The sequence below is a fragment of the Planococcus antarcticus DSM 14505 genome (assembly GCF_001687565.2).
GTDB classification, from domain to species: Bacteria; Bacillota; Bacilli; order Bacillales_A; family Planococcaceae; genus Planococcus; species Planococcus antarcticus.
On the sequence record NZ_CP016534.2, the window covers coordinates 837,588 to 863,486 of the forward strand.

Sequence of the window (25,899 nt, forward strand, 5' to 3'; positions counted from 1 at the left end):
AGTCTTGGAAGAAGGTATTATTCAACTACCACTCACCAAGGATAAATCGACCAATATAAGGAAGTGAATTCCTAAAAATCAGAAATAGTTCTGGATGAAAAAGGTATCATTAAATTAATGTTAGAAAATTTCACAATTAAGGTTTTTTTATTGGTACAGCGGTTATATAGAAAGATATTCAAATGGAAGAGGGGGCTGCAAAAGCTACAATCGACTAATAAATCCATTCTGCTGTCTTGGTAATTTTTTGCGAAATCTGTTACACTATCAACCTGAAATTAATTTTCAAGGAAAATGTTACTGGAATATGGAAGAGATAGAGAAGAAATAGACGTTCGGGCATCTTCGGACTAAATCAAGGGTTAAGGCCAGTTGATTAATTAGAAGAATGGCCAAGGTCTTTGTGAGGGATCAGTTATGAATAGAAAATGGTGGAAAGAAGCAGTTGCATATCAAGTGTATCCAAGGAGTTTTAAGGATTCGAATTGGGACGGCGTGGGCGATATCAACGGTGTGACCAGCAAGTTGGATTATTTGAAAGATCTTGGCATTGATGTGATTTGGATTTGTCCAATGTATAAGTCACCCAACGATGACAATGGCTATGACATAAGCGACTATCAGGAAATTATGGCAGAGTTTGGAACGATGGCGGATTTTGATCGCTTGCTAAAAGAAGTGCATGCACGAGGGATGAAGTTGATCATCGATTTGGTAATAAATCACACAAGCGATGAGCATCCATGGTTTATGGAATCGCGTGCTTCCAAAGATAACGATAAACGTGATTGGTATATTTGGAGCGATGAGCCAACCAATTGGGAAAGTATTTTTGGTGGAAATGCGTGGGAATACGACGAAAAAACAAAGCAGTATTATTTGCATTTATTCTCCAAAAAACAACCGGATCTGAACTGGGAGAATCCCGAAGTGCGGCAGGCTTTGTATGATATGGTTAATTGGTGGTTGGACAAAGGAATTGACGGCTTCCGTGTGGATGCCATCAGCCACATCAAAAAAGAATTGAGTGACGTTGAGGACCCGGAACAGAATTTGTATGTACCAGCCTGGGAGAAAATGATGAACGTCAAAGGCATACAGCCGCTGCTCGCAGAACTGCGTGATGAGACATTTGCAAAACACGACATCATGACGGTCGGCGAAGCGAACGGTGTCGAGGCAGACGACATCGATGAGTGGATTTCAGAAGACGACGGCAAGTTCGATATGGTGTTCCAGTTTGAAAGCATGAGCTTATGGGATACCGATGCGACGACTGGTATCGATGTGCCGAAGCTGAAAGAAGTGCTGACCAAATGGCAAAAAGCTGTGGAAGGTCATGGCTGGAATGCGCTGTTTGTTGAAAATCATGACAAGCCGCGCATTGTCTCCTCGTGGGGGAATGACCAAGAGTACTGGCGTGAAAGTGCAACGGCGATTGCCTGCATGTATTTCTTCATGCAAGGCACACCGTTCATCTATCAGGGGCAGGAGATTGGCATGACCAATGCGCCGTTTGAGGAACTTGCGCATTACAACGATATCCAAACGCATAGCCTCTACCATTTCAACCGTTCGGAAGGAATGGAGCATGATGATGTGATGACAATTATCAAAGCGCAGAGCCGTGACCATTCGCGTACGCCGATGCAATGGGACGCCAGCCCGAATGCCGGATTTTCGAACGCGGAGCCGTGGCTTCGCGTCAATCCGAATTACGAAGAGATCAATGTTGCGGCACAGCTTCGCGACCCGCATTCAATCCTTTGGTTTTACCGGAAGATGATTTGGATGCGCAAGCAGCATGATGTCCTCGTCTACGGAAATTACGAACTTCAGGATGTCGGCCATGAATCGATTTATGCCTATACCCGTACGAATGAAGAAAGAACGATATTGGTCATCACCAATTTGACGGAGTATTCCTGTTACTGGGATGAGCCGGAATCAGCACGTTGCCTGCTGAACAATTACCAGCAGCAGGATCCAAAGCAATTGCTGCCCTATGAGGCACGTGTTTACGAATTGTGAAAATGAAAGCCCCTGTCCTCAAGCGATTTGCTTGGGGACAAGGGCTTTTGTCTGAGTGAATTTAGTTTGATTCATCATATCTGTCATTCTGCAAACAAACATTCATATCGCGCAAACAACGGTCGAAACTGCGCAAACAAACTCTCGTATCCCGCAAATAACTAGCAAAGATCCGCAAACAAACTCCACGAAAAGTATTTGAATCCTTATGTAATCAAATTTTATTCAAATAAAACAAGTTAAAGAGAAAGAAACTCTAAATAAAGCTCAACTTAAACAGAAAAAACCATCTTGCCCGAGGGCAAGATGGTTTCGATAGTTTGCGGCGTTCCAAGCCACGCTCCACAACGTGTTCCTAAAAGGAATGCTTGTCCGTCTTACGCAAACGAGCTCATCGCGTAGTTAACACTAGCCGATAATTCACAATCTGTCAATATTTTAATGGGAGAAGCGCGTGGCTTTCTTCGCTTCTATATCTATTCATGAAAACGGGCCTTCTCATTTGAATCGTTCGTTAACTAATGATTACTATATAGTAAGGATATTTTGAAGTGAAGGAGAATTGATATGAAGAAAACATGGGAGGAATTAGCAGAATCGCTGACAGCTATTAAAGTAGCGGCACATCCGGACAATGAACCGGTAAGTATTGAAGGGATTATGGACGGATTTCGCTGCATTGGAGTAGGAACAGATGCGGCAGTGTTTCAATTTTTAGAGGCTCCGGAATACGCATTCAAGGTGTATGCAGATGACAAGAAGGATAAGCTCGAAGCCGAGGCGAAGGTTTATGCGCAAATTGGCTCGTCCCGTTATTTTTCTAGTTGTTATGGTGTGAATGACCGGCTGCTGGTGATCAAGTATGAAGAAGGTTTAACCCTGTTTGATTGTCTTCTGCAGGGAGTCCATGTTCCTGACCAGGTTATTCAAGATGTCGAAGCGGCAAGGGATTATATTCGTCAAATCGGATTGAATCCTCGGGACATCCATCTGAAGAATATTTTATTGCAGAACGGTCGAGCAAAGCTACTTGACGTTTCAGAGTATATAAAGCCTGGCAATGATTTTAGATGGGAACATTTGAAGAAAGCGTACGAAGAGTATTACGTGGTCATCGACGGCAAACCGATGCCATTCTGGCTGCTAGATACTATTAGGAAGTGGTACCATCACTGGAACCGCTATTCGTCTTCCTTTGATGAATTCATGAAGAATGTATCAAAGCAGATGAGCTATTGGAAATAGGTTTATTTTCCCCTGACAAACCTGAGCTGTTGAAAGAGTGGTTATTTTCAAGCAACAAGATCTATGTAAGAAATAAAAACGATGAAAACGTGCTCTCTAACTTAAATTTTGGCTATAGCAGGCCAGATTTACTGGAGAGTATTTTTTATCTAAGAAACCTTTAGCAGTTGCTCGAAGAGGATTTCCGTAGCCATTATTGGAAGGAGACTAACACTAGAATCAGGTCTGCTGTGACAAGCTGTTTTCTTTTGCAATATTCTACGTGTTGGATTTCGAGCTCAACCATAATGGAATTAATAAAGGAGCTCGATATGTTGACCGAAAGAAGTATCCTAGTGAAAATCGCTTCGGTCGCTTTGACATGGCTCTCGTATGAGCCGAGTGTTCTACTCGTCTCATAGCTTCTCCTGGCCCCTTTGTGCTCGCCCGCGGCAAGCGGAGCTGATTTGCAGAATATCGATTATGAATATCCACTAGTTCAACTTATATAGATGACAAAAGAGGACGATTATACTTCGTGAAGTGATGAAATCGTCCTTATTTCCCTATTAAGACGAACTATTTATCATTAATTATGGTTTAATGTTCGGGTTTTTTATTGACCTATAGCATTGCATTTGCTATAGTTGCCAAGTGAAAAACATTATATCGCTCGTATAAACTCGGTAATATGGTCCGAGTGTTTCTACCAGGTTCCCCGTAAAGAACCGGACTACGAGTCGAAGTACTTGGTTATTCAGCTTTTAGGCTGGAAACTTTTTTGAATGCTTGGCGTGTGCACCACAGCTCTCCTCACTCAATTTATACTTTGGCTCCAAAAGGTCCGAAAGGTAGAAATCATTGTGCCGTTTCAGGGCCTTTTACTGTGGCCGAATTACCGAGTAGAGCATACACCAAGGAGGAAATTCAGATGAAAAAAATGAAGACAGGCATCAGCAATCCTATTTTATTATCCATCATGGTCGTAATCTTATTGGCGGTGCTGGCAGGATGCAGTTCAGCAGCAGAGTCTAGTGAAGCCGAAAAAGAACAAACAAAACGTCCAATCCTGATCCAAGGACCAATGCCGATCGAAGCTGAAAACTTCGCCGAGCGCTTGGAAAATGTTGAAATAGAAGAATCAGGTTCGACGTTTGAATTTTATATTGGCACCGTAGATGGCTATCCGGTCATTGTTTCGAAAACAGGCAAAGGTATGGAAAATACAGCGGCTGCAACGGCGATCGCTATCGAGAAATATAACCCGGCTGCCATCATCAACCAAGGAACATCTGGCGGGCATGATCCAGAGCTCAATGTTTTCGATATTGTTTTAGGCGAACGCACAGTTAATATCGGCTCAATGAAAACAGGAGACCGCGTTGAAGGAGAAGGCATCGAAGCGACAGAGTGGAAGCCGATGGATGTCATGGCTTCTGAAGGAAGTGCTGGGGAAGATCCGAATGCTGAAAAAGCCCGTTACTATGAAGGCGACGCAGAACTTTTAGCTGCAGCTAACCGAGTGAATGATAGCTACACACAAGGCAAGATTGTCGAAGGGACAATCGGTTCAGCTGACTTGTGGAATAATGAAGTAGACCGCATTAATTGGTTCCATAAAAACTACGAAACGTCAGTCGAAGAAATGGAATCGGCGTCTTCAGCAATGATTTCGAAAGCGTACGATGTACCGTTTCTAGCAATCCGTATTTTGTCGAATAATAAAACAAACGACGGTGCGTACAATCCAGAAACAGCAGCAGCGAACCAAGAATATGTCTACGAAGTTGTGCAGGAGTATATTGCTTTTTTGGAAAAAGAATAAAGGCAAGAATACAGCTTCATTCTTATTTCATGTCTAAAAAAATATCCAGAGTTCCGTCTTAGACTATCGGCCGGAAGATGTTGTCTGACCGAGAAAGTTCAGAGCGCTGGTATAAACAGACTGAAAAAAGACCATCAATCGATGGTCTTTTTTATCTGCACAACTTATGATTATTCCACCACATGATCTGTTGTTACTTTGTACGTTTCGCCTTGTCTTGGCGTCAGCCATGCGGTCAGTTGATAGGTGCCCGGATCAAGTTCGAGAGCCGGGATTTCAAATTCGTAACTCAGTTTGTCCCCTTGATCGAGGGTTTCTTCACCTAACGCCTGCAGATACGTACTGACGGATGAAAAGAGAAAAACTTCTTCACCGCTGTCGTTCGCGAGCGAAAAGTCATAGCGCTGGCTGCTGGTGAATTCGAACGTGTGCGGTTCTCCAGTCTGATTTACTAAGCTGTAGCGGTAGATATCGCCGTTAACGTGTTCGATAGCGGGTTTCATTTCGCCTTCTACAATGTCTTCTGACGATTCATCACCTGTGCCAGGTTCTACTGTCGCTGGCTCTTCGGGTGGGTTTGCTGCTTCATCTCCTTGTCCAGTGCCGCAGGCTGCAAGAATCAAGGCGATCAAGAGCATCACAAAGGCGCCGAGCCAAAATTTGTTTTTCATGGATATGCCTCCTTGTCTAGTAAGGGATAAGTAGATCACTTTAGCATAAGAACGTTAGAGCGGCTAAAAAGTTACAGTTTATAGAAGATGTATTTTGATGCTAGCCTACACATTGCGTTCTGCACCCTGTAGAATAAGAGCTAAGAGATTTCACATTATTCCATCAGCTAGAAGAAAGGGGAACGATTTACATGAAAACAGCTTTCCATTTTTCAAAAGATATTGAAATGGCTTTTAAAAACGATCCTCCTGGTCAGTGGCTTTCCACTTTGCCGCCAAACTGTCTACGTCTCAGCTCAGGGTATCCGGCACCTGCGTTAGTTCCTTCTGAAGAAATCAAGAAAGCGGTAACGCGTTTGCTAGACGAAGAGCGGGACTTGCCGCTTCATTATCTTGGCAGTCCACGGGTTCCGCAGCTAAAGAAATTTCTTCAAGAACGGATGGTACAGCGCGGTGTAGAGGCATCCAGCAGCAAACTAATCGTAACATCTGGCGCTTGCCAAGCCATTGATTTGATTGCCCGCGTTTTATTGGATGACGACGCTGTAGTCATTGTTGAATCACCGACCTATATGGAAGCTCTGGAAATTTTCCAGAACTATACTGAACATTATATGACGATTCCGATTGATGAAGACGGATTGCAGACAGAACTATTGGCGTCCATGCTGGCGAATCGCAAAGAAAAAGGGCTGCCTCTTCCGCGTTTGCTGTACACCATTCCGACTTATCAGAATCCGACCGGTACGACATTATCGACTGAACGCAGACAGCATGTGCTAGCGCTTGCAGAACAATACGATTTTCTCATTTTGGAAGATGATGCCTACGGAGAACTGGGTTTTCATGACAACCCGAGCTTACTGAAAGCAATGGACACCAATAACCGTGTGCTTTATGTAGGATCATTGTCAAAGGTGGTGGCACCAGGTATGCGAATTGGCTGGGTGGTGGCAGATCAACAAATAATTGAGCCATTAAATTGGTTCAAAAAAGACTTGAGCCATCCGTTTAACGAAGCAACAATGGCCTCATTCCTTGAAGTCACCAATTTTGATGGGCATTTGAAATTTCTGACGAGTGCCTATGAGTCTAAATGTGCGTCTATGCTGTCGGCGTTGGAAGAGTTCCTGCCGCCAGCTGTTTCTTGGTTTGTTCCAAAAGGGGGCTACTTTGTTTGGGTCAAAATTCCAGGGGTTGATACGTCCAAAATGCTCCCCAAAGCATTGGCTGCAGGCGTTTCGTTCGTACCCGGTAAATACTTTTTTCTTGATCAGGAAAAAGGTCTTGAGTATCTCCGCTTGTCCTTCAGCTACGCCAATGAAGAAGAGATTGTGAAAGGTGTAGAATTACTGGGACAAGTGACAGGAGTGAACATCCCGGTAACTGAGGATGCAGAGTAAATTTTTCTGTGTCCGGAAACAGCTAAGACACATTGATCAAGGAAGAAGAGGATTGACATGGCAGATTTATCATCGACGTTAGCTTGGACTTTTACGCAGGAAGTGGACATTCCGGAAGAAATTCAAGATTTATTGGTTTCCGGAGAGGAAGCTAAACTTGCTTATAAAACGATTCGGGACGTAGCGGTTATTACCAATAAACGGCTGATCATTTCTGATAAACAGGGAATAACGGGCAAGAAGATGGAAATGTATACGATTCCATTTGAATCTATTATTATGTACTCTTCGGAAAATGGCGGAACCTTTGATTTGAATTCTGAACTCGAATTTTGGACAAAGGCAGGGAAATTTAAATTGAATTTGAATAAAAAAGTGGACATCCGTAAATTAGATAAGCTGATTGCTCAATATATATTGTGAAAAAGCTGAGTTGAGAAGAATAAAATAACCTTAAACCGTGCCTATCGTATTTCAGATAGAGCGCGGTTTTTGACGATTATTGGTGTTGAGTGAAAAAGTATATCATGCAAATTGACTATATTTTCAGAATACTGTAAAGTTAAATATACTATTTAAGGGGATATGGAAATTTCTAACGCTTGCTTTCTGGTACGTGAAATTTCTAAGATGGGAGGAGAATCAATTATCGGTGCAATCAATTGATCCCAAAAGGAGGAGATAGGATGAATATCACAGCATCACTCAAACAGAATGCTAAACGCTTTTCAGATAAGATGGCCATCACCTGCGATGGTCGGACATATTCGTATCAGGAGCTGAATGAAGAAGTAAACGTGTTGGCGAATGGACTGATAGAAACAGGCCTGCAAAAAGGCGATAAGGTTTCGTTGTTCATGAAAAACTCAGATTATTATGTCCTGGCTTTTTTTGCAGTGCTGAAGGCCGGGGGTGTTGCTGTACCGGTCAATTACCGGTTGAGCCCGGATGAAAGCGGATATATTTTCGGGCAATCTGAAAGTAGATTCATTTTTTGTGATGCAGAATTTGAACGTGTGATTACCGAAGGGATAAAACAGGCTGCTTCACTTCAGCAGGTGATTGTCCATCCCGTCGCTGATAACGCCAACTATCTCAGCTGGGAAAATGTATTAAGTGAAAATGCTCTGGAGCCTTCAGTCGATTTGCTAAGCACCGATGACGCTGAAATCCTTTATACTTCTGGCACTACCGGTCAACCTAAGGGGGCCTTATTTGATCATCAGCGTCTTGCCAATGTCTGCACTTCATTTGTTTTTGGGGTCGAAATCGGCGCCAATGATCGACTTCTGCATGCAGTGCCACTTTTCCACTCGGCTCAATTAAACCTGTTTTTAGTGACCGGCATCCTACTGGGAACATCGAATGTCATTCTGCGCGACTTTCATCCAGAAAAAGCGATCCAAGCCATCAATGAATTTCAGGTCACTGTTTTCTTCGGCTTGCCGGATATGTACAGTGGCTTGCTGCAAGTACCGGATGTAGAAGAAGCTGATTTGTCTACGATCACTAAATGCATGTACGGTGCAGATCCGATCGATCCGGATCTCGTTAGAAAGGCGATGGACTTTTTCGGGCATCAGCAATTCTACAATCTATGTTTGTTGACCGAAGGCGGACCGGGCGGTATATTTTTATTGCCAGAGCAGCACGAAAACAAACTCGGATCAGGCGGAAAGCAGATGTATTTCACCGAAGTACGGGTGGTGAACGAAGAATTTCTGGACGTCCAGCCTGGGACGATCGGGGAATTTGTTATCCAAGGTGATCTGATCATGAAGGAATACTACAACAAACCCGAGGAAACCGAAAAAGCATTCAAAAACGGCTGGCTGCTGACGGGAGATTTAGCAACAATCGACGAAGATGGATTTATCTCACTTGTAGACCGCAAGGCAGATCGCATCATTTCAGCAGGAGAAAATATTTATTCGGCTGAAGTGGAACGGGTCATCAGTGGTCATCCGCAAGTAGCTGAAGCTGCGACTGTCGGTTTGCCAGAAGAGGAATGGGGCGAAATCGTTGGTGTAATCATCGTGCCAAAAGATGGAGAGACCATCGAGGAAGAGCAATTGATGGATTATTTCCTGGAGCATCTGCCAGGGTATAAGATTCCGCGTAAGTACATGATCGCCGAATTTCTGCCGCGAAACTCCTCTGGGAAAATCATGAAATATCAATTGCGTGAACTGCACATCAGCGAATTCGAATGGTTCCGGAAAATTCCGGAAAGCCGCTATTAGACTTTTTTTTTATAAAAATATGCCCCGCAGCCAATTAAGGCTGCGGGGCATACTTTTATTATTTTCATGTAATAGACGCTTCGTAAATGCCTTTGATGGAATTTTCAAGCATGGCATTGAATTCCTCATCTGATTGGCTGGCGCTGACACCTTCAGATAAAGCGCGAGAAAAGCTGGCGATAAGCCCTTTGTTGGCGGCTAATTTCTTGTTAGCATCATCCCGTTTGTACCCACCAGATAGTGCAACTACTCGAAGCACGCGGGGGTGGTCGATCAATTCTTTGTAGTAATTATCGACTGTTGGAATGGTGATTTTAATCATAACGTTCTGATCGTCACTCAACTGATCCAAGTGCTTCAACATTTCCTCTTTGAGGATTTTTTCGGATTGTTCTTTGTCTTTGCTGTTAATGTCCACTTCAGGCTCGAGAATCGGAACCAGGCCGGCTGCGAGAATTTGTTTGCCGATTTCAAATTGCTGCTCGACCACTTTTTGGATGCCTTCAGAATTAGCTTTCTTGATCACGGAACGCATTTTCGTTCCGAAGATATTTCGTTCGTTGGCACGCTTCAACACATCATCCAAATCTGAAATTAGCTTCATGACTTGAACGCCGTTTTCTTCATCCGCGAGCCCTTTGTCAACTTTCAGGAAAGGCACGACGCCTTTTTTCTGCCATAAATAATCAGGTGTATAATGCCCTTCCACTTTACGATCCATCGTTTGTTCGAAAAGGATTGCGCCGATAATCGAATCAGAACTGAAAGAAGGTGCCGTCATGACGCGCGTCCGCATTTCATGGATCAAGTCATACATTTCTTCTTCCGTAGAGTATTGGTCTTCCAAAACGCCGTAAAGTGCCAATGCTTTCGGCGTGCTGCCACCACTTTGGTCAAGTGCAGCAATAAAACCTTTGCCGTTTTTTACGAATTCCATTTGTTCCTGATTCATCGTCCCAGCTCCTTAGATAATTTTTTGACAGGTGATCACTTCATTTGAAAAACTTTACTGCAAAGAAACTCTTTCACTGAATATTGTAACAATATAAAGAAGAAACTACAAAAAGAATTTTTTTGATGATCAAGCTGTACTTAAGGTTTTCCCTTTGTGATATCCCACAAACTTTATATATTCATAAAGTTTGTGGGAACACAACTTGTCATTTGCGATTAAGTGGAATTCTAAACGCTAGCGCGTCTAAGAGCTAAGCAAAGCAGCTGAACGGGTATACTTTGCCTGGCTTCCTGCGGGAGCTATGCCCAAAACTTCCGAAGCATCATATAAATAGTGAAGCTTTCTATCCGATTCCATAATATTCATTAATAATCATGTTCCGCAGAAAGTCTGGTACGGACCACTTTCCGGCTCTGGTGGTTGTGTATAGGCTTCCTGTTCGGGTGAGTGGTCATACGGGTTAGCCAGGACCGCTAGAAGCCGGTGGAGGACACTATAATCCCCCTGGAATTCCGCCGCTTCCAGTGCTTCCTCTACACGATGGTTGCGGGGGATGACTGCCGGATTGCTGTCGCGCATCAATTGATGGCTTGCTTCAGGTGATTCTTCCTGACGCTGCAGACGTGCCCGCCAAGAGCTGTGCCATTCCTTGAACTCCGGTGCTTCAAATAATTCGCTGTCATGCAGCTTATCGAAGGTTAGTGCCCGGAAGGTATTGGTGTAATCGGCATGGTGCGTGTGCATTAAGTCTAACAGCTTTTCCGTCAACTCCGTATCCTCTACTTCTTCATTAAAGAGTCCGAGTTTTTTTCGCATGCCCACAAGCCAGTGACTCTTGAACTGTTCGATATACTTGGTAAGCTCTTGTTGTGCCATGCTGAGGGCTTCCTCAGGGGTATCGTGCAGCAAAGACAGCAGACTTTCGCCAAAGCGTGCCAAATTCCATCCGGCGATCATCGGTTGATTGTCATAAGCATAGCGGCCTTGAACGTCAATCGAGCTGAAGACCGTCTTCGAATCAAAGCTGTCCATGAATGCGCAGGGTCCGTAATCAATCGTCTCACCGCTGATGGCCATGTTGTCGGTATTCATGACGCCATGAATAAAACCGGTCAATTGCCATTTCGCGATTAATTCAGCTTGGCGTTTAATGACTTCTTGAAACAATGCCAAATAGCGATTGGAAACGTCTTGGACATATGGGAAATGTCGCTCCAGCGCATAGTCAGCTAGTGCTTTCAAATCTTCTTTCGTTCCGAACCGCGCTGCATACTGAAAAGTACCGACGCGCAGATGACTGTCGGCGACGCGTGTCATGATGGCACCCGGAAGCTCTGTTTCACGGCTAACCAGTTCCCCCGTTTCAACGACGGCAAGACTGCGTGTTGTCGGAATACCGAGTCCATGCATCGCTTCGCTGATGAGGTATTCACGAAGCATGGGTTTAAGTGCAGCACGACCGTCGCCACCTCTTGAATAAGGCGTTCTGCCAGAGCCTTTCAACTGAATATCGAGCCGTTTGCCAGCAGGCGTCAACTGTTCACCAATTAATAAGGCACGACCGTCGCCGAGCATTGTGAAATTGCCGAATTGATGTCCGGCATAAGCCTGTGCAAGCGGTATGGTGCCTGCTGGAACCTGGTTGCCAGCCAAAATAGCAACGCCATCTTCGCTCGTTAATTCGTCAGGATCCAGTCCGAGTATTTCCGCCAATGCTTCATTGAAAATCACCAGTTTAGGCGAACGCACTGGATTGACAGCAAACCTGCTGTAAAAAATTTCAGGTAGGCGTGAGTAGCTGTTATCCAACTGCCATCCGGTATGGGTTAGTTCTTTTTTATTCATTGTGGATTCTCCTTTTTCAGTAGGATTTACTCCTATTATACCCTCTTGGGCTAGGAACATGTGTCAGCTGTTCGAGTGATTTGCCTGTGCTATAATTCTATTAATAAGAAAGTGGATATTCGAACGAAAGGAGAAGGTCACATGAGCAATAAGAAAGTTCTCTTTGTGCTATTGGATGACTATGCGGATTGGGAAGCTGGCTCATTGGCAGCTGCGCTGAACGAAGAGCCGGAAGGTCAGGGGCAACAGGTTGATGTAAAGACGGTGTCGCTGACGAAAGATCCGATCAAATCGATTGGTGGCTTTACGGTGTTGCCGGATTACGGATTGGATGATGTACCGGAGGATTTTGCAGGATTGATCTTAATCGGCGGCAATTCCTGGCGAAAAAAAGATAGCGAACGTGTCATGAAGCTGGTCCATAAAGCTCTTGAAAAAGAAGTTGTTCTCGGTGCAATTTGTGACGCGACTGTATTCTTAGGAAGAAACGGCCTATTGAACAACATTCCGCATACTAGCAATCACCTAGAAGATCTAAAGGAGACAGCGGGAGAGAGCTATAGCAATGAGACCGGCTATCTCCACCAGCAGGCCGTCCGGAGCGGACAAATCATCACCGCCAACGGCTCGGCATTTTTGGAGTTCGGAAAAAAAGTGCTAGAAGCGTTGAGTGCGGCACCGCAAGTTGAGATTGACGAGTGGTACGGTTTTTTCAAACAAGGCTATCACGAATACATGAAAACGGAGCAATAGATCTAGCTGAACGAACCACCTGTCATTGTGAGAGTGCATTCATAATGACAGATGGTTTATTTTGATGGTGGACTAGAAAAAAATTCGCTAAACTGAGAAGAGAGATTAATGCACGGATCAGTGCGATTATATAAGTTGAGTTCAGCAATTTAAATGGCGTTATTTTATACTGGAACCAAGCATACCCATCTCCTTTTGTTGTGGCGTCCGTTACCATAAGTAACGGAGGCACTAGGCTTGCCAGCGCCTTTGGATGGGTAAAAGAATAGTCAAGGAGGAATTTATATGATCATTACAACACAACATATATTCGAGCCGTTTACTTTTACATCAGGACTGACCATTAAAAATCGTGTCCTGATGGCACCGATGACGACCTCGTCCTCGGATGAGAATGGCGACGTCACGGAAGAAGAGTTGATTTATTACAAACGTCGTGCTGAAAGTGGGCTGGGTGCTGTCATTACAGCCTGCGCACATGTCGAGCCGCTAGGTATAGGGTTTGCCAATCCCTTTGGCGCAGACAGTGATGAGCGAATGGATAGCTTGAAACGGTTGGCTGCATCTATTCAACAAGGTGATGCAAAAGCAATCTTGCAACTATACCATGCAGGACGTATGTCAAATAAAAAGCTTTTAAAAGGTGAACAGCCGGTATCAGCGAGCGCTGTCCCAGCAGTGCGAACCAATGCGGAAACACCACGCGAAATGACATCTGAAGAAATCGAAGCAACAATTAATGCCTTCGGCGAAGCGACAAGACGTGCTATCGAGGCAGGCTTCGATGGTGTGGAAATACACGGTGCCAATACGTATTTGATTCAGCAATTCTTCTCTCCTCATTCCAATGTTCGAACCGATAAATGGGGAGGCGATGTTACCAAACGTATGGCATTTCCGTTGGCGGTCATCAGGTCGATTCAGGAAGCGGTCGCTGAGCATGCCGATAAACCGTTCGTGGTCGGCTATCGCGTCAGTCCGGAAGAAAGAGAAGAGCCGGGCATTACAATGGACGATACCTTATCTTTCTTAACCGCCATTGCTGATCAGGGCATCGATTATATTCATGTATCAGTTGGAAGATTTTTCGGCGGGTCAATTCGCGGAGAAGATAGCCGGTCACGCGTGGAAATAATTCAACAGCACATCGGCAGTCGTTTACCGGTGATCGGGGTAGGCGGCCTGCAGACGCTTGAGCAAGTGAAGGAAGCGTTAGCCGTAACTCCGCTCGTGTCGCTTGGCCATGCGTTAATCATGGATCCCGACTGGCTAGCGAAGGTCAAAAAGAGCCGTGATGAGGAAGTTTTCCAAGCGATCTATTTGAGCAAAAAAGAACAGCTCGATATCCCGGAAAACTTGTGGAACATGGTGACGAATGCACCAGGCTGGTTCAGGGTTGAGGAATGATTGGGTAGTGGCTGTCTAGAAAGTTCACTGTGACACATCGCTCTGGCCATTTTGAGCATAACTCATCAAATGGTTATCAGAAATTGATTTACCTTCTCCAATAAAAAACAGCGATACCCGGATCTATTCAAGGTATCGCTGTTTTAATTTTAGAAAGAGGATTCGGCAGTTTTCCCAGAAATCACAGGGCGTTTTCTGCCCATCAGATTGACAATCATGACGCCGCCAATCGCGATGACGCCACCAATAAGCGAAAGTGGCGTCGGTAGCTCATGCAGCCACATCCAAGCAACGACAATCGCGACTGCCGGTTCCAGGTAAATTAAACTCGAGACCGAACTGGCGTTGGCGAGCGATAAAGCGGTCGCCCACGTTACGTAGGCGATAGCGGCTGGAAACACGCCGACATATAGTGTCGCCAAATGAGCTTCTGGAGTGGCTCCTTGCATGGCAGTAAAGAGTCCGGGCGAGAAGATGAGAAACGGCAAGGTGCCAGCCCATGTAAAGTAAGCGGTCAGTTCAATCGCCGAGTAACGCGTCAGCAGCGGCTTTTGAAAAACAAAGAAAATGGCTGAGGCAAACGCGGCGATCAATACGAGCAACGCACCATTGGTCAGTGTAAGAGAAGCGCCAGCTGAACCGAAAGCAATAAACAAAATGCCGATAAAGCCGATGCCAAGGCCGATCCAGCCGATTCCGGTTAGTCGTTCTTTCAATATGAAGAAAGCGATCAATGCCGTGAAAATCGGTCCGGAACCAACCAGCATGCCGGCCGTGCCGGCAGAGATTGTTTCCATGCCGAACGTGACAAAGATATGGTAAACGCTGATGCCAATCCAGCCCAGTACAAGAATCGGGATGATGTCGCCTTTTTGGGGCAGACGGAATTTCGTTCCTGGCCATAAAGCGAAAATAAGGAATAGTACTGAAGCAATCAGGAAGCGGACAAGTACATTCTGTCCTGCATCGTATCCACCCTGCAGGCCGACCCGTATGGCTGCGAAAGAAGAGCCCCATATTAAAACAGAAAATAATGCCAGTGAAAAAGCTTTTGCGTTCAAGTGATCTCCTCCGTTAACCATTGATCGATTCAATGGCTGTTCTGCCTGGTGAAATAAACAGACAGAAATTATTATATTCTTTTATGAAGGAAATGTCCCCAGGGAGAACCCGTATTAATCGGCAACCTGATAAAATGGATCAGACAATCTTCCGGCCGCTGCGGCCAAGGGCGTAATAAATTCCGTGCTGTAAGCTTTGCAGGGATTCGAAAGTCTTCAGGCTGTTCTGGGATTGCGCAATGATAATTGCTAGTTCGGGTGAAATGCCGACGAGAATGACTTCTGTTCCCAGAAGCCTTGCAGAAGCTCCAAGTTTGTCGATTAGAGAGGCCGTATGTTCTGTAATATGCTGATTTAGTCCGGTCAAATCGACCAATAGGTAATTCGCTTTATATTTTGGAAGCTGGCTCAAGGTTTTAAAAATCAAATCTTCTGTTCGTTGTTCGTCGTAGCTGCCAATCATCGGTACGACAATGATGCCCTCAAGGACTGGGATAATAGGGGATGAAAGCTCCTTTACCAAATTTTGCAGGGATTTCGTGTGTTCATCGACGAGTGCTTCAAGCTTCCGAATTTGACCAGCTTCCTGTTTACGGGACAGCTCGCGAATGTTTTGCTGGACTGTCACATCGGAAGGGAAGTATTCAACAATGCTATAAGGATTGTCTTCGTTTTGATACTGGATGATTTTGTACCAGAAGTTAATGCCGAATAAACCTGTCAATACGCCTGCATAATGAGAAGGAACGAATATGCCTTCTGCATTTCTGTTTTTCAATAAGTTCATTTTATATTCCCAGTCGTTTTGGATATCTAACGTAAAGGTGTTTTTTTCAGTGTCCATTTCAACAATTGCAACTTTCCCCCAACCGGCAGGAGCGTATGTATTGGAAACCCACTCGACTACGTTAGAGGTGTCAATTTGTTTTAAATGCTTGAATCCTTCCCCAACAATGACTCCTTGACGAAATCCGGTTGTTTCCAATACGAGCTGTGTCGCTTCAATTCCTGAAATGTCTTTTATCGTATCAAAAAAGGTTTCCATGGCAGACGTCCAAAAGAAGACGACATCTCCGCCTTCGAAAAGTGTTTCACCTGTTTCCAAATCCCATTCTATTTCGACGCCACCGACAACGATGCTTTTTTTGCTCATGCTCTAAATTCCTCCAGTAGATTAAAAAATTGATGTAGAGAGTGTAAATCGTAATCTGTTTTTAAGTATTCCCTAGAGAATAGACAATATGTCTAGACACAGAAATTCTTTGGAAAAGCATAGGGATAAGGCAATGTTTTCAAGAGGAATAATCGACAAAACGGTTGATCATTTCTTAACTTGAATGGTTAAAGGAATAGGCAACAGCCGTTAGCTTTTCCGATGCGTCCCAAAGCCTGCAAGAAATTTCGGGGTCGGTCGCATTAGGGTGGGGTGTTCCCAATGCCGGATAGCCTCTCCGTTGAAACTGGGCGACAGGGCCAATGTATTCGCCGCCCATCAGATCGGGTTCAGTCGCTGCATAAATCGTCGATAAAGCTCCCATATCGGGCGGCTGTAGAAAAAGATTGGCGATGCTTCTGAATAGCAGTGGAATTTCCCATCTGCCAAACTTCAGGATATTGGTGGCAGAAACCCCAGGGTGACAGGCCACGCTGATCGTCTGAAGACCCTGTTCTTTCAACCGCTTGTCCAGTTCCAACGCAAAATACAAATTGGCCAACTTGCTTTGGTTATAAAATTTCTTCGCCTGATAGCCCTTTGATCCGTCGAAATTGGAGAAATCGATGGAGCCGCGGCTGTGTGCCCGGCTGCTGACGGTCACGACACGTGAATCCGGTGTGTTCGCAAGCAGTGGCATAAGCAGGCCGGTCAAGGCGAAATGGCCAAGGTGATTGCTGCCGAACTGCAATTCAAAGCCGTCTTTCGTTTTTGTGTAAGGAGGTGCCATGACGCCCGCGTTGTTGATCAATAGGTCGAGTTTATTGAAGGACTTTCTGAATTGGTCGGCAAACGACCGGATCGTTTCAAGGTCAGCTAAATCAAGTTGCATGACATCGATTTGAGCTGAAGGGTAGAGCGCAAGCAAAGTGGTGCGCGCTTCGGTTCCTTTTTCAGTATTGCGGACAGCCAGAATAATTCGTGCGCCCTTTGCCAAAAGACCCTTTGCAGTCTCAAAGCCGATGCCGCTGTTGCCGCCTGTGATGATGGCCGTTTTTCCTGTAAGCAAACAATCACTTCTTTCATTTTCGTTATTCAGTAATGTCAGAATTACTCCCTGTTATTTTATCGGTTTTTTGCATCATTTGGAATCTTTATCAGTAAAAAGGGTATTTCACAAATTGAATACTAGATAAGGTGAACGAAAGAAGTATCCTATTGAAAATCGCTTCGGTCGCTTTGGGCATGGCTCTCGCCATGAGCCGAGTGTTCCACGCGTCTCGTAGCTTCGCCTAGCTCCTTGCCGCGCATCCGCTAAGGATAATCTCTCGATATGGAGCAAAACAGCGGAGACGCCTGTGGGGTAGCAACTGAGGAGGTTTGGCGCTCGGCCGCGTCAAGCGGAGCTGTTTTGCGGAATATCGATTATGAATATTCACTAGTTCAACTTATATAGGTATAGATGGTGACTTCAACTCATAGAGTAGCAAATAGTTATTGCGATAGTTGGAAGATTTTTATTATTTTTAGCGCTTTTTTAAAGCATGCAGAGCAGCTAGCACTTTATTATTCATTCGCTGCACTGGGCGTTAGAATGGAGAAAAGGAGGCAATAGCTGAACTATGAATATTTCGATTAACGAGTTGACTAAAACATTCAAGGACCGGGTTGCCGTAGATCATTTATCACTGTCAATTGAGCAAGGAGAGTTTTTTGCGCTATTGGGTGAAAATGGAGCTGGGAAAACTACAACCATTAAATTACTGAGCTGCTTGATGGAGCCGACAAGCGGGGATGCGATTATGCTTGGCGACAGCATTGTTAACAACCCGCAAGTCGTCAAAAAGAAGCTAAACATCTCGCCACAGGAAACGGCCATTGCACGTAATCTTTCGGTAAAAGAAAATCTGGAGTTTATTGCCAGAATTTATGGCAGCAATAAAAAAGAAGCGGAACAAAAAGCAAAACGGCTGATGGACAAGTTTGGTTTGACGGACCGCGCCAAAAGCAAGGGCAGGACCTTGTCAGGAGGATTGGAGCGCCGCTTAAGTATCGCAATGGCGATGATTTCAGAACCAGAAATCATTTTTTTAGATGAGCCGACAGTGGGGCTGGATGTCCGGGCACGATTGGATCTGTGGCAGATTTTACTGGATTTGAAAGGACAGATCACTATTATTCTGACAACGCATTATTTAGAAGAAGTGGAAGCGTTGGCAGATCGCATTGGCATTATGCATAAAGGAAGACTTCGCGCACTCGGCACACTAGATGAATTAAGAGAACAGACCGGCCAAGTCAAACTGCAGAATATTTTTCTACAGCTGACGGCGGAGGTGAAGAGCTAATGAAGGCTTTGACATTTGCTGAGCGCAACCGCAAAGAAATTTTACGTGATCCGATGACGCTGCTTTTTGGAATGTTCCTGCCGCTATTAATGCTATGGCTATTTTCGATGATGGCTGAAAAAATGCCTTTTGATTTGTTTACGTTGGAAAAACTGGCACCTGCCATCATTGTATTTAGTTTTTCGTTTATTACTTTGTTTACTGGGATGCTCATTGGTCGTGATAAGAGCAGTTCGTTCTTAATGAGGATCTTCGCCTCACCAATGGATGCGACCGATTATCTGATCGGCTATGCGCTGCCGCTGCTACCGGTAGCGTTGCTTCAACTGGCTGCCTGCTATGTTACAGCGCTGCTATTGGGAATGCCTGTCACACTTGACGCCATTCCTGCATTCGGAGTGTTAGTAATCATTTCACTTTTGTATATTGCGTTCGGTCTTTTCTTCGGCACCTTTTTCACCGATCGACAAGTTGGGGCGATGTTTGCGATTTTCGTCAACATCACGACTTGGCTGAGCGGAACCTGGTTTGAACTTGATATGATTGGTGGCACTTTCCAGAAAGTCGCTTACTTGCTGCCATTCGCGCATGCAGTAGATGCTTCACGCGCGGTCTTTGCTGGTGATTACGATGCGGTGGGTACGCCTATGTTGTGGGTAATTGCATATACAGCGATTATTTTCGGTATTGCGGTATGGGGTTTCAGAAAGAGGATGCGCGGATAGTAAAGGTAAATTGAAGACGAAAATAAGAATAAGGGGATTGATCATATGAGTTATGTAGAAGAATTGCGTGCAGTTGTCGGTCACCGTCCGTTGATTCTTGTCGGAGCAGTAGTCGTTATTGTTGACGAAAATAATCATTTATTATTAGAAGAGCGAAAATTTCCAAAAGGTTTGTGGGGTCTTCCCGGGGGATTGATGGAACTTGGAGAATCTACGGAAGATACAGCGAAACGCGAAGTCATGGAGGAGACAGGTTTTACGATTGACGTGCTACATCTTATCAATGTTTACTCTGGACCACAGCATTTTGTGGTAGCGGAAAACGGCGATGAGTTTTACGTCGTGACGGTCGCCTATTATTCGAATACATATCATGGCGATTTGGTCGTCAATAAAAAAGAATCATTGAGCTTTAAGTTCTTTTCTCCAGATGAATTGCCGAACAAAATGGTCGGCAGCCACCAGGTGGTAATCGAGGAGTTTCTGAACAAGCATTAAACAGCGGTTTTCTAGAGTGACAGGTATTAAGTAGAAAAAGCCACTTTCATGTTCATCCATGAAAGTGGCTTTTTTTATTGTGTTGCTGTTTCGGTAAAGTCAAACTTCACGCCAGTCAGCTGTTCTGAAACTTCCCAAAGCTTTCGGGAAACTGCTTCGTCACCAGCTGCCGCATGAGGCGTGTCCAATGTCGGATAACCTTTGCGTTGACCTTTGCCGTCTGGACCGATATACTCGCCGCCTGTGAGCCGCAAATCGGTAGCTGCATAAACGGTCGGCAAAGCACCCATTTCAGGAGGCTGCAAGAAGTTATGCATTAGCGACTTTATTAGTTTTGGGGCATCCCGCTTGCCAAATTTAAAGAGGTTGGTTGCGGAAATTCCTGGATGGCAGGCAATGCTTAGGCTATTCAGACCGCTTTGTTTAAAGCGCTTGTCCAACTCCTGCGCAAACAGCAGATTGGCCAGTTTGCTTTGGCCATAGAATTTCATTGCTTTGTAGCCTTTTGTGCCATCAAGATTATCAAAATCGATACGGGCACCTTTATGAGCTAGACTGCTGAGAGAGACAACGCGTGAATCTGCCGTCTTTTTCAACAAAGGCAGCAGCAGACCAGTCAATGCGAAATGGCCAAGGTGATTGCTGCCGAATTGCAGTTCAAAGCCGTCTTCAGTTTTTGAATAGGGTGGGGTCATGACGCCGGCATTATTAATCAGCAAATCGAGTGAACTATGCTGGTTTTTAACGTTTTCTGCAAATGCACGGACACTGGCAAGATCCGCCAAATCCAATTTCATCACCGTTACGAGTGCATCTTTATTAGTAGCAATAATCAAATCACGGGCAGCCTCGCCTTTTGCTGTATCGCGAATAGCCATAATAATCTGTGCTCCGCGATCGGCGAACACTTTAGCGGCTTCAAAGCCGATTCCACTGTTGGCTCCTGTAATGATAGCTGTCTTTCCGATTAACTGTTTCAAACAATCAGCTCCTGAGTGATGTACTTAGTCTTACGATAAAAATACCATGATGTAGCCTTTGTAACAAATAGTAGGATTGGAAAGATTGTTTTTCCGTTACATATTTTCTGTGCAGAAAGGGTAAAGTATATTATCTGCGGCAGTCGGGAGCGATAGGATGAAGAAAAGTGATAAAATGGCCGGTCTGGCTTTTTTGTTATTGATTGCCGGGCTCGGCATTGCAGCGTTATTTATTGTATTGTTTGCAGAGTTGGCGGAAGAAGTGATGGAAAAGGAGTTTGGCCTGTTTGATCGTGCAATCATCGGTCTGATGGAAGCAGGATCGGGCAGCACGATGGACAATGTGATGTTCATCTTTACCGAAATGGGTTCAGTTTGGTTTTTAACCGTGTTATCCATCATCGTGCTGGCGGTTTTGGGATTTAAAATGAAAGACAAATGGGGCATGCTGTTTTTTATTATTGCAGTGGGGGGCGGCTCGCTCTTAACGGTGTTACTAAAGAATCTATACATCCGAGAACGGCCAAGCATTAATCCTGATATAGACGCAATCGGCTATAGTTTCCCAAGCGGCCATTCGATGGGATCATTAATTTTTTATGGGTTCCTCATTTACTTGATCATCCGGACGCGACAACGGTCGTGGATTCGATGGCTGTTTGTCGCCATTTTGACCATGCTCATTGTTATGATTGGCAGCAGTCGTATTTACTTAGGTGCGCATTTTCCGAGTGATGTTCTTGGCGGCTATATTGCAGGTTTGATTTGGCTGATATTGAGCTTGATTGCATTGGAGTGGATTCAATGGCACAGCAGGAGTCCGGTGCCTCCAGTTCATGCGTTGCGAAAATTACTGGGGCCCTTATACAGAACGGTCCGCGCGAAGCTGGCATTCTTTACAGATTAGAGCAGTTTGGCAGACGTACATTTTCTAGCTTCCTGTGGTAGCTTCTTCGAAAACGGTGTGAAAATACGAATTCTTTGGTTAAACAAAAAAATCTTACATAGAGGAGAATGATGATGAACTATAAAAATATTACCGTTGCAGGCAGTGGCGTTTTAGGAAGCCAGATTGCCTATCAAGCTGCATTTAAAGGATTCGATGTGGCCATTTACGATATCAACGACGAAGCAGTCGAAAGTTCGAAAAAACGGTTGGTCAAACTGAAAGGAAATTACTGCAACGACATGGGAGCAAGCGAGGAAGAAGTGGATATGGCATATGCTCGTTTATCTTTCCATACAGATTTGGCTAAAGCAGTGGCCGATGCTGATTTGGTGATTGAAGCCATTCCTGAAGTTGCCGATATTAAAACGGCTTTTTATATGGAACTGGGCAAAGTAGCTCCTGAAAAAACGGTATTTGCGACTAACTCATCGACGCTGCTGCCAAGTCAGTTTGCAGAAGCGACAGGACGGCCAGAGAAATTTCTGGCATTGCATTTTGCCAATACGATCCGTATCAATAACACCGCTGAAATCATGAAGCACCCAGGAACGGCTGACAGTGTTTTTGACGATATGGTCGAATTTGCGGAAGCTATCGGAATGGTGGCATTGCCGCTACATAAAGAGCAACCAGGTTATATTTTGAATTCTTTATTGGTGCCTTTCCTGGAAGCGGCCGAATTATTGCTGGTTAAAGGAGTAGCGGATGTCCAAACGGTAGATAAGACCTGGATGATCGCGACAGGCGCACCGCTCGGACCTTTTGCTATTTTGGATGTGGTCGGCATCAACACCGCCCATAATATTGTCCAGGCGAAAGCTGCAGCTACCGGCAATCCTAAGTTTGTCGAATTGGCACATATGCTGAAGACCGACTACCTGGACAAAGGAAAACTTGGAAGAGAAACGGGCGAAGGATTCTATAATTATCCGAATCCGGCCTTTATGAAAGAAGATTTTTTAAAAAGCTGATTACTGACCACGCTGGACCTTTGATGGCCTAGCGTGTTTTTTTATGCTAGGAAATCCAAAAAATGGATATCCAATATTATCAAAATGCAAAGAAGGGATCGCATGAGTCAAATATTCGGGATTTTAGTGACAGTGGGGGTGCCTTTGACGGTAATCGGCTCTTTTTTGGATTGGCCGAGCATCGGTATGTTCTTCATCTGCTCGGTAAGTGTGGTGGCATTATCAAGCTTCATGGGGAGGGCAACAGAAAGTCTGGCAATTGTCAGCGGTCCGCGCATCGGTGGCTTGCTAAATGCGACATTCGGAAACGCGGTGGAATTGATCATTATTCATATTCGCATTGTAGGCAGGGCTGATTGGGGTGGTCTTGGCTTCTTTGACCGGCTCGGTATTGGGGAATCTTCTGCTGGTTGGAGGATTATCGTTTTTCCTTGGAGGCATCAAATTCAAATGCCAAATGTTCAGTGTCCATGATGCTACGCATAATTCGGGCTTGTTGATTTTTGCGGTTGTCGTGGCGTTTGTGATTCCGGAAATTTTTTCGATGACCATGAATGAAAGCGAGACCATTCAATTAAGTGTCGGTATCTCAATCATTATGATTCTCTTGTATTTGGCTGGTCTGTTCTTCAAGCTAGTTACCCATCGAGGTGTCTATAACCATGGAGATGCAGCACAGGATTCCGAGCACGAAGAACCGAAGTGGTCGAAAAAGAAAGCATTAATCATCCTGCTCGTAGCCACTTTGGTCGTCGCGTAGATTTCAGAAAAGCTGGTTCAGACATTTGAGGAAGTAGGAGAGCAGTTTGGCTGGTCTGAATTGTTTATCGGTGTCATTATCGTCGCGATTGTCGGAAATGCGGCTGAACATGCTTTCGCACTGATCATGGCCATGAAGAACAGGATGGATGTGGCCGTAGAAATCGCCATCGGCTCCACGCTGCAGATCGCTATGTTCGTTGCTCCGATACTGGTGCTCATTTCCCTTTTCATGCCGCAGCAAATGCCGTTGGTTTTCACGATTTTAGAACTGCTAGCTATGATTACCGCAGTATTCCCCGCCATTAATTTTATGAATGATGGTGAGTCGAACTGGTTTGAAGGCTTGACCTTGCTTGCGGCCTACCTCATCATGGGCATCGGGTTTTATTTATTGTAATGCTCAGGTTTTAGAAAATATGTTTCTTCTGGAGGCTAATAAATAGAGAAGAGGATTCAATAGACCAAAAAGAGCGATGGCAAGAAAAAGGAAAAGAGAAACGGTATCTCCGCCTAGACCGATCTCATCTACGATAATCGCATGATAATAAACGACCTGTATTCCGACAACTACGCTCTCAACCGACAAGCTGATGACTGCAATTCTATTGAGCAGATTCATACGGATTTTAGGAATCAGCAGTGCTATGAACAAAAGTAGCGCCACGGCCAGTAGCAGAAACAGAATGGGTCTGAGCAAGGTAAATGTACCAAAGCTTTCAAATGAACTGTAGGTATATATGTTGAAAAAAGCCTCCTGAGAATATTTAAAGTTATAACGAAAAATTAACAAAATAGGTTCCTGAAAAAAATAAGTCGCAACCGAAAGAATTCCTTCGGTTGCGACTTATTTTCATTTCCAGATGGCTGTGTACTTTTTCGTGTATTTCGGATCTTCCACTCTTTCGATCAAGTCCAGGGCGACCTGCTCAATCTGTTGGTCAAGCGTTTCATCATACAGCTGTCACATACCCTGCAGAATGTCCGAACGAATGAGTGTAAAGTTCTTTTCATCTTCACAACAGTTGAAACGTTCGATTAGGTGGCTGAGAACTATACTTTTGTGGTCAGGTCCTGCGAGTGCCACTTTCCATATAGACTGAAGGCTATGTCGCGCAGTAACGTACTTTTCATCTTTTGTCACTTGCCAAAGGAAGGCGAAATCTGTAAGAATTCGGTTTTCCGGTTCACTCTTGGCCAAGTTGGCCAAATACTGGGCAGCCCTGGAGCACTGGTGATTGTTCGGATGGCTCAAATCTTCAAGCAATTGATCCCAGACTTCGTAAGCCCAATCGACTTTTTTTCGGTCAAGATAAGAATTTGTTGATAGGCTCGGTAATTCACTTCCTTGTCCGCGGATTTCGAATCCAGGAATAGTTGTTCAATCGCTTCATCTTAGTGCGTTCGCCTCTTTCTTTCATTTAGACAGGACGTGGTTCTGTAGTATAGCGTTATACAGCGAACAACCGCATTCAGCTCGCCTCTTGGCTTGCAAAGAATGCGGTTGTCCCTGCGAACATTATTGGATTGTTTCGAAACTTGCTTTGATTTCTTCGTTGCTGAAGTGGCCAGTCTGGCTTTTGACCAGCGTTCCATCTGATCCGATATAGACAGAAGTCGGATAGCCGATTACGCCATATTCATCGAAGAAGGTGCCGCCTTCATCCAGCAGTACGATAATGTTTTCGGCATTCGGAAACCCTTCAAACCATTTAGCGAAGGACTCGGTGTTTTTTTCAGCATTAGAGCCGGGGGATACTATAGTCAATACCTCAAAATCGTTTTCTTCGCCGGCTAATGTATTCAGCTCTTCCATGCCTGACAAACAAATCGAACACCAAGATGCCCAAAATTTCACGTAAACTTTTTTGCCTTCATAATCGGCGAGGTTTTGTTGATTGCCTTTCAAATCCATTAATTCAAAAGAAGGTGCCGGATTGCCGTCGTTCAATTGGCCAGCACTTGCTCCATTGCCTTGCGAATTGCTGTTGCATGCGCTCAATAAAACGAGAAGAGTAAGCAATAGTATAGTTTTTGTCAGCGCTCTCATAGCTATCACCCTTTTCCATGAAATAACAAATCGGTTCTTTGTAATTCC

22 protein-coding genes, 1 pseudogene and 1 riboswitch are annotated in these 25,899 nt (G+C 44.7%); of the genes and pseudogenes, 14 read left to right on the plus strand and 9 right to left on the minus strand.

Going from position 1 to position 25,899, the window contains the following annotated elements; all coding sequences use genetic code 11:
• Positions 1–417: 417 nt before the first annotated feature.
• The 3 genes from BBH88_RS04225 to BBH88_RS04235 all read left to right on the plus strand — a co-directional run bounded on the left by BBH88_RS04225 (position 418) and on the right by BBH88_RS04235 (position 5,080).
• Positions 418–2,031 (plus strand): glycoside hydrolase family 13 protein, encoded by a 1,614-nt coding sequence (locus tag BBH88_RS04225; protein ID WP_006829679.1) that lies wholly within the window; start codon positions 418–420, stop codon positions 2,029–2,031.
• A 567-nt stretch (positions 2,032–2,598) separates the two neighbouring features.
• Positions 2,599–3,276: a protein kinase family protein gene (locus BBH88_RS04230; protein WP_006829678.1), complete on the plus strand. Its 678-nt coding sequence runs from the start codon at positions 2,599–2,601 to the stop codon at positions 3,274–3,276.
• 632 nt (positions 3,277–3,908) lie between these two features.
• Positions 3,909–4,011, plus strand: a riboswitch (purine riboswitch).
• Positions 4,012–4,195: 184 nt separating this feature from the next.
• Positions 4,196–5,080 carry a 5'-methylthioadenosine/S-adenosylhomocysteine nucleosidase gene (locus tag BBH88_RS04235; protein WP_065537408.1) on the plus strand — a complete coding sequence of 295 codons (885 nt, stop codon included), beginning with the start codon at positions 4,196–4,198 and terminating at the stop codon, positions 5,078–5,080.
• A 170-nt stretch (positions 5,081–5,250) separates the two neighbouring features.
• Here the strand turns inward: BBH88_RS04235 and BBH88_RS04240 are convergent, their stop codons facing one another.
• Positions 5,251–5,751 carry a BsuPI-related putative proteinase inhibitor gene (locus BBH88_RS04240; protein WP_006829676.1) on the minus strand — a complete coding sequence of 167 codons (501 nt, stop codon included), beginning with the start codon at positions 5,749–5,751 and terminating at the stop codon, positions 5,251–5,253.
• 191 nt (positions 5,752–5,942) lie between these two features.
• Between BBH88_RS04240 and BBH88_RS04245 the strand changes: the two genes are divergently transcribed.
• The 3 genes from BBH88_RS04245 to BBH88_RS04255 all read left to right on the plus strand — a co-directional run bounded on the left by BBH88_RS04245 (position 5,943) and on the right by BBH88_RS04255 (position 9,397).
• Positions 5,943–7,154, plus strand: a complete 1,212-nt coding sequence (locus BBH88_RS04245; protein WP_065537204.1) for an aminotransferase-like domain-containing protein — start codon at positions 5,943–5,945, stop codon at positions 7,152–7,154.
• Between the two features lie 57 nt (positions 7,155–7,211).
• Positions 7,212–7,577, plus strand: coding sequence for a PH domain-containing protein (locus tag BBH88_RS04250; protein WP_065537203.1), 366 nt, complete (start codon positions 7,212–7,214; stop codon positions 7,575–7,577).
• Between the two features lie 263 nt (positions 7,578–7,840).
• On the plus strand, positions 7,841–9,397 hold the full coding sequence (locus tag BBH88_RS04255; RefSeq protein ID WP_065537202.1) for a class I adenylate-forming enzyme family protein: 1,557 nt from the start codon (positions 7,841–7,843) through the stop codon (positions 9,395–9,397).
• 64 nt (positions 9,398–9,461) lie between these two features.
• Here BBH88_RS04255 and BBH88_RS04260 read toward each other — a convergent pair whose 3' ends face one another.
• Complete coding sequence (locus BBH88_RS04260; RefSeq protein WP_006829672.1) at positions 9,462–10,349, minus strand: fructose bisphosphate aldolase; 888 nt, start codon at positions 10,347–10,349, stop codon at positions 9,462–9,464.
• Between the two features lie 375 nt (positions 10,350–10,724).
• Complete coding sequence (locus tag BBH88_RS04265; protein WP_065537201.1) at positions 10,725–12,197, minus strand: protein adenylyltransferase SelO; 1,473 nt, start codon at positions 12,195–12,197, stop codon at positions 10,725–10,727.
• Positions 12,198–12,338: 141 nt separating this feature from the next.
• Between BBH88_RS04265 and BBH88_RS04270 the strand changes: the two genes are divergently transcribed.
• Positions 12,339–12,950 (plus strand): type 1 glutamine amidotransferase family protein, encoded by a 612-nt coding sequence (locus BBH88_RS04270; protein WP_006829670.1) that lies wholly within the window; start codon positions 12,339–12,341, stop codon positions 12,948–12,950.
• A 285-nt stretch (positions 12,951–13,235) separates the two neighbouring features.
• Positions 13,236–14,357, plus strand: coding sequence for an NADH-dependent flavin oxidoreductase (locus tag BBH88_RS04275; RefSeq protein ID WP_006829669.1), 1,122 nt, complete (start codon positions 13,236–13,238; stop codon positions 14,355–14,357).
• A gap of 149 nt (positions 14,358–14,506) precedes the next feature.
• On the opposite strand, the gene BBH88_RS04280 is transcribed toward BBH88_RS04275, so the two are convergent.
• The 3 genes from BBH88_RS04280 to BBH88_RS04290 all read right to left on the minus strand — a co-directional run bounded on the left by BBH88_RS04280 (position 14,507) and on the right by BBH88_RS04290 (position 17,640).
• Entirely contained in the window at positions 14,507–15,418 is a 912-nt protein-coding gene (locus BBH88_RS04280; protein WP_065537200.1) for a DMT family transporter, read from the minus strand.
• 139 nt (positions 15,419–15,557) lie between these two features.
• Positions 15,558–16,571, minus strand: a complete 1,014-nt coding sequence (locus tag BBH88_RS04285) for an STAS domain-containing protein (protein ID WP_065537199.1) — start codon at positions 16,569–16,571, stop codon at positions 15,558–15,560.
• A gap of 175 nt (positions 16,572–16,746) precedes the next feature.
• Positions 16,747–17,640, minus strand: coding sequence for an oxidoreductase (locus BBH88_RS04290; protein ID WP_065537198.1), 894 nt, complete (start codon positions 17,638–17,640; stop codon positions 16,747–16,749).
• Positions 17,641–18,193: 553 nt separating this feature from the next.
• On the opposite strand from BBH88_RS04290, the gene BBH88_RS04295 reads away from it, so the two are divergent.
• Genes BBH88_RS04295 through BBH88_RS04305 form a run of 3 tightly spaced genes read left to right on the plus strand, consistent with a single transcriptional unit; the run spans position 18,194 to position 20,142 of the window.
• Positions 18,194–18,919: an ABC transporter ATP-binding protein gene (locus tag BBH88_RS04295; protein WP_065537197.1), complete on the plus strand. Its 726-nt coding sequence runs from the start codon at positions 18,194–18,196 to the stop codon at positions 18,917–18,919.
• A complete protein-coding gene (locus tag BBH88_RS04300; protein WP_065537196.1) occupies positions 18,919–19,644 on the plus strand; it encodes an ABC transporter permease in 726 nt (241 codons plus the stop codon). The genes BBH88_RS04295 and BBH88_RS04300 overlap by 1 nt, the downstream gene beginning before the upstream one ends.
• Before the next feature lie 45 nt (positions 19,645–19,689).
• Positions 19,690–20,142 carry an NUDIX hydrolase gene (locus BBH88_RS04305; protein WP_065537195.1) on the plus strand — a complete coding sequence of 151 codons (453 nt, stop codon included), beginning with the start codon at positions 19,690–19,692 and terminating at the stop codon, positions 20,140–20,142.
• Positions 20,143–20,216: 74 nt separating this feature from the next.
• Here BBH88_RS04305 and BBH88_RS04310 read toward each other — a convergent pair whose 3' ends face one another.
• Positions 20,217–21,122: an oxidoreductase gene (locus tag BBH88_RS04310; RefSeq protein ID WP_065537194.1), complete on the minus strand. Its 906-nt coding sequence runs from the start codon at positions 21,120–21,122 to the stop codon at positions 20,217–20,219.
• 157 nt (positions 21,123–21,279) lie between these two features.
• Here BBH88_RS04310 and BBH88_RS04315 point away from each other — a divergent pair, with 157 nt between their 5' ends.
• The 3 genes and pseudogenes from BBH88_RS04315 (at position 21,280) to cax (ending at position 24,201) form a co-directional block, all read left to right on the plus strand.
• Positions 21,280–22,029, plus strand: coding sequence for a phosphatase PAP2 family protein (locus tag BBH88_RS04315; protein WP_065537193.1), 750 nt, complete (start codon positions 21,280–21,282; stop codon positions 22,027–22,029).
• Between the two features lie 113 nt (positions 22,030–22,142).
• Positions 22,143–23,042 carry a 3-hydroxyacyl-CoA dehydrogenase gene (locus BBH88_RS04320; RefSeq protein WP_065537192.1) on the plus strand — a complete coding sequence of 300 codons (900 nt, stop codon included), beginning with the start codon at positions 22,143–22,145 and terminating at the stop codon, positions 23,040–23,042.
• 102 nt (positions 23,043–23,144) lie between these two features.
• Positions 23,145–24,201, plus strand: a pseudogene (gene cax / locus BBH88_RS04325) (calcium/proton exchanger).
• 3 nt (positions 24,202–24,204) lie between these two features.
• Here cax and BBH88_RS04330 read toward each other — a convergent pair.
• Both BBH88_RS04330 and BBH88_RS04340 read right to left on the minus strand, forming a co-directional pair.
• Positions 24,205–24,594 carry a hypothetical protein gene (locus BBH88_RS04330; RefSeq protein WP_065537191.1) on the minus strand — a complete coding sequence of 130 codons (390 nt, stop codon included), beginning with the start codon at positions 24,592–24,594 and terminating at the stop codon, positions 24,205–24,207.
• A 726-nt stretch (positions 24,595–25,320) separates the two neighbouring features.
• Positions 25,321–25,851, minus strand: a complete 531-nt coding sequence (locus BBH88_RS04340; RefSeq protein ID WP_040852256.1) for a TlpA family protein disulfide reductase — start codon at positions 25,849–25,851, stop codon at positions 25,321–25,323.
• Positions 25,852–25,899 lie beyond the last annotated feature (48 nt).

What these genes read in the sequence shown, in the direction of transcription:
- BBH88_RS04240 (WP_006829676.1), bottom strand. Translation starts at nt 5,751, where the DNA reads ATGAAAAACAAATTTTGGCTCGGCGCCTTTGTGATGCTCTTGATCGCC.
- BBH88_RS04340 (WP_040852256.1), bottom strand. Translation starts at nt 25,851, where the DNA reads ATGAGAGCGCTGACAAAAACTATACTATTGCTTACTCTTCTCGTTTTA.
- BBH88_RS04235 (WP_065537408.1), top strand. Translation starts at nt 4,196, where the DNA reads ATGAAGACAGGCATCAGCAATCCTATTTTATTATCCATCATGGTCGTA.
- BBH88_RS04315 (WP_065537193.1), top strand. Translation starts at nt 21,280, where the DNA reads ATGAAGAAAAGTGATAAAATGGCCGGTCTGGCTTTTTTGTTATTGATT.
- BBH88_RS04260 (WP_006829672.1), bottom strand. Translation starts at nt 10,349, where the DNA reads ATGAATCAGGAACAAATGGAATTCGTAAAAAACGGCAAAGGTTTTATT.
- BBH88_RS04230 (WP_006829678.1), top strand. Translation starts at nt 2,599, where the DNA reads ATGAAGAAAACATGGGAGGAATTAGCAGAATCGCTGACAGCTATTAAA.
- BBH88_RS04275 (WP_006829669.1), top strand. Translation starts at nt 13,236, where the DNA reads ATGATCATTACAACACAACATATATTCGAGCCGTTTACTTTTACATCA.
- BBH88_RS04270 (WP_006829670.1), top strand. Translation starts at nt 12,339, where the DNA reads ATGAGCAATAAGAAAGTTCTCTTTGTGCTATTGGATGACTATGCGGAT.
- BBH88_RS04225 (WP_006829679.1), top strand. Translation starts at nt 418, where the DNA reads ATGAATAGAAAATGGTGGAAAGAAGCAGTTGCATATCAAGTGTATCCA.
- BBH88_RS04300 (WP_065537196.1), top strand. Translation starts at nt 18,919, where the DNA reads ATGAAGGCTTTGACATTTGCTGAGCGCAACCGCAAAGAAATTTTACGT.
- BBH88_RS04255 (WP_065537202.1), top strand. Translation starts at nt 7,841, where the DNA reads ATGAATATCACAGCATCACTCAAACAGAATGCTAAACGCTTTTCAGAT.
- BBH88_RS04250 (WP_065537203.1), top strand. Translation starts at nt 7,212, where the DNA reads ATGGCAGATTTATCATCGACGTTAGCTTGGACTTTTACGCAGGAAGTG.
- BBH88_RS04245 (WP_065537204.1), top strand. Translation starts at nt 5,943, where the DNA reads ATGAAAACAGCTTTCCATTTTTCAAAAGATATTGAAATGGCTTTTAAA.
- BBH88_RS04265 (WP_065537201.1), bottom strand. Translation starts at nt 12,197, where the DNA reads ATGAATAAAAAAGAACTAACCCATACCGGATGGCAGTTGGATAACAGC.
- BBH88_RS04285 (WP_065537199.1), bottom strand. Translation starts at nt 16,571, where the DNA reads ATGAGCAAAAAAAGCATCGTTGTCGGTGGCGTCGAAATAGAATGGGAT.
- BBH88_RS04305 (WP_065537195.1), top strand. Translation starts at nt 19,690, where the DNA reads ATGAGTTATGTAGAAGAATTGCGTGCAGTTGTCGGTCACCGTCCGTTG.
- BBH88_RS04320 (WP_065537192.1), top strand. Translation starts at nt 22,143, where the DNA reads ATGAACTATAAAAATATTACCGTTGCAGGCAGTGGCGTTTTAGGAAGC.
- BBH88_RS04295 (WP_065537197.1), top strand. Translation starts at nt 18,194, where the DNA reads ATGAATATTTCGATTAACGAGTTGACTAAAACATTCAAGGACCGGGTT.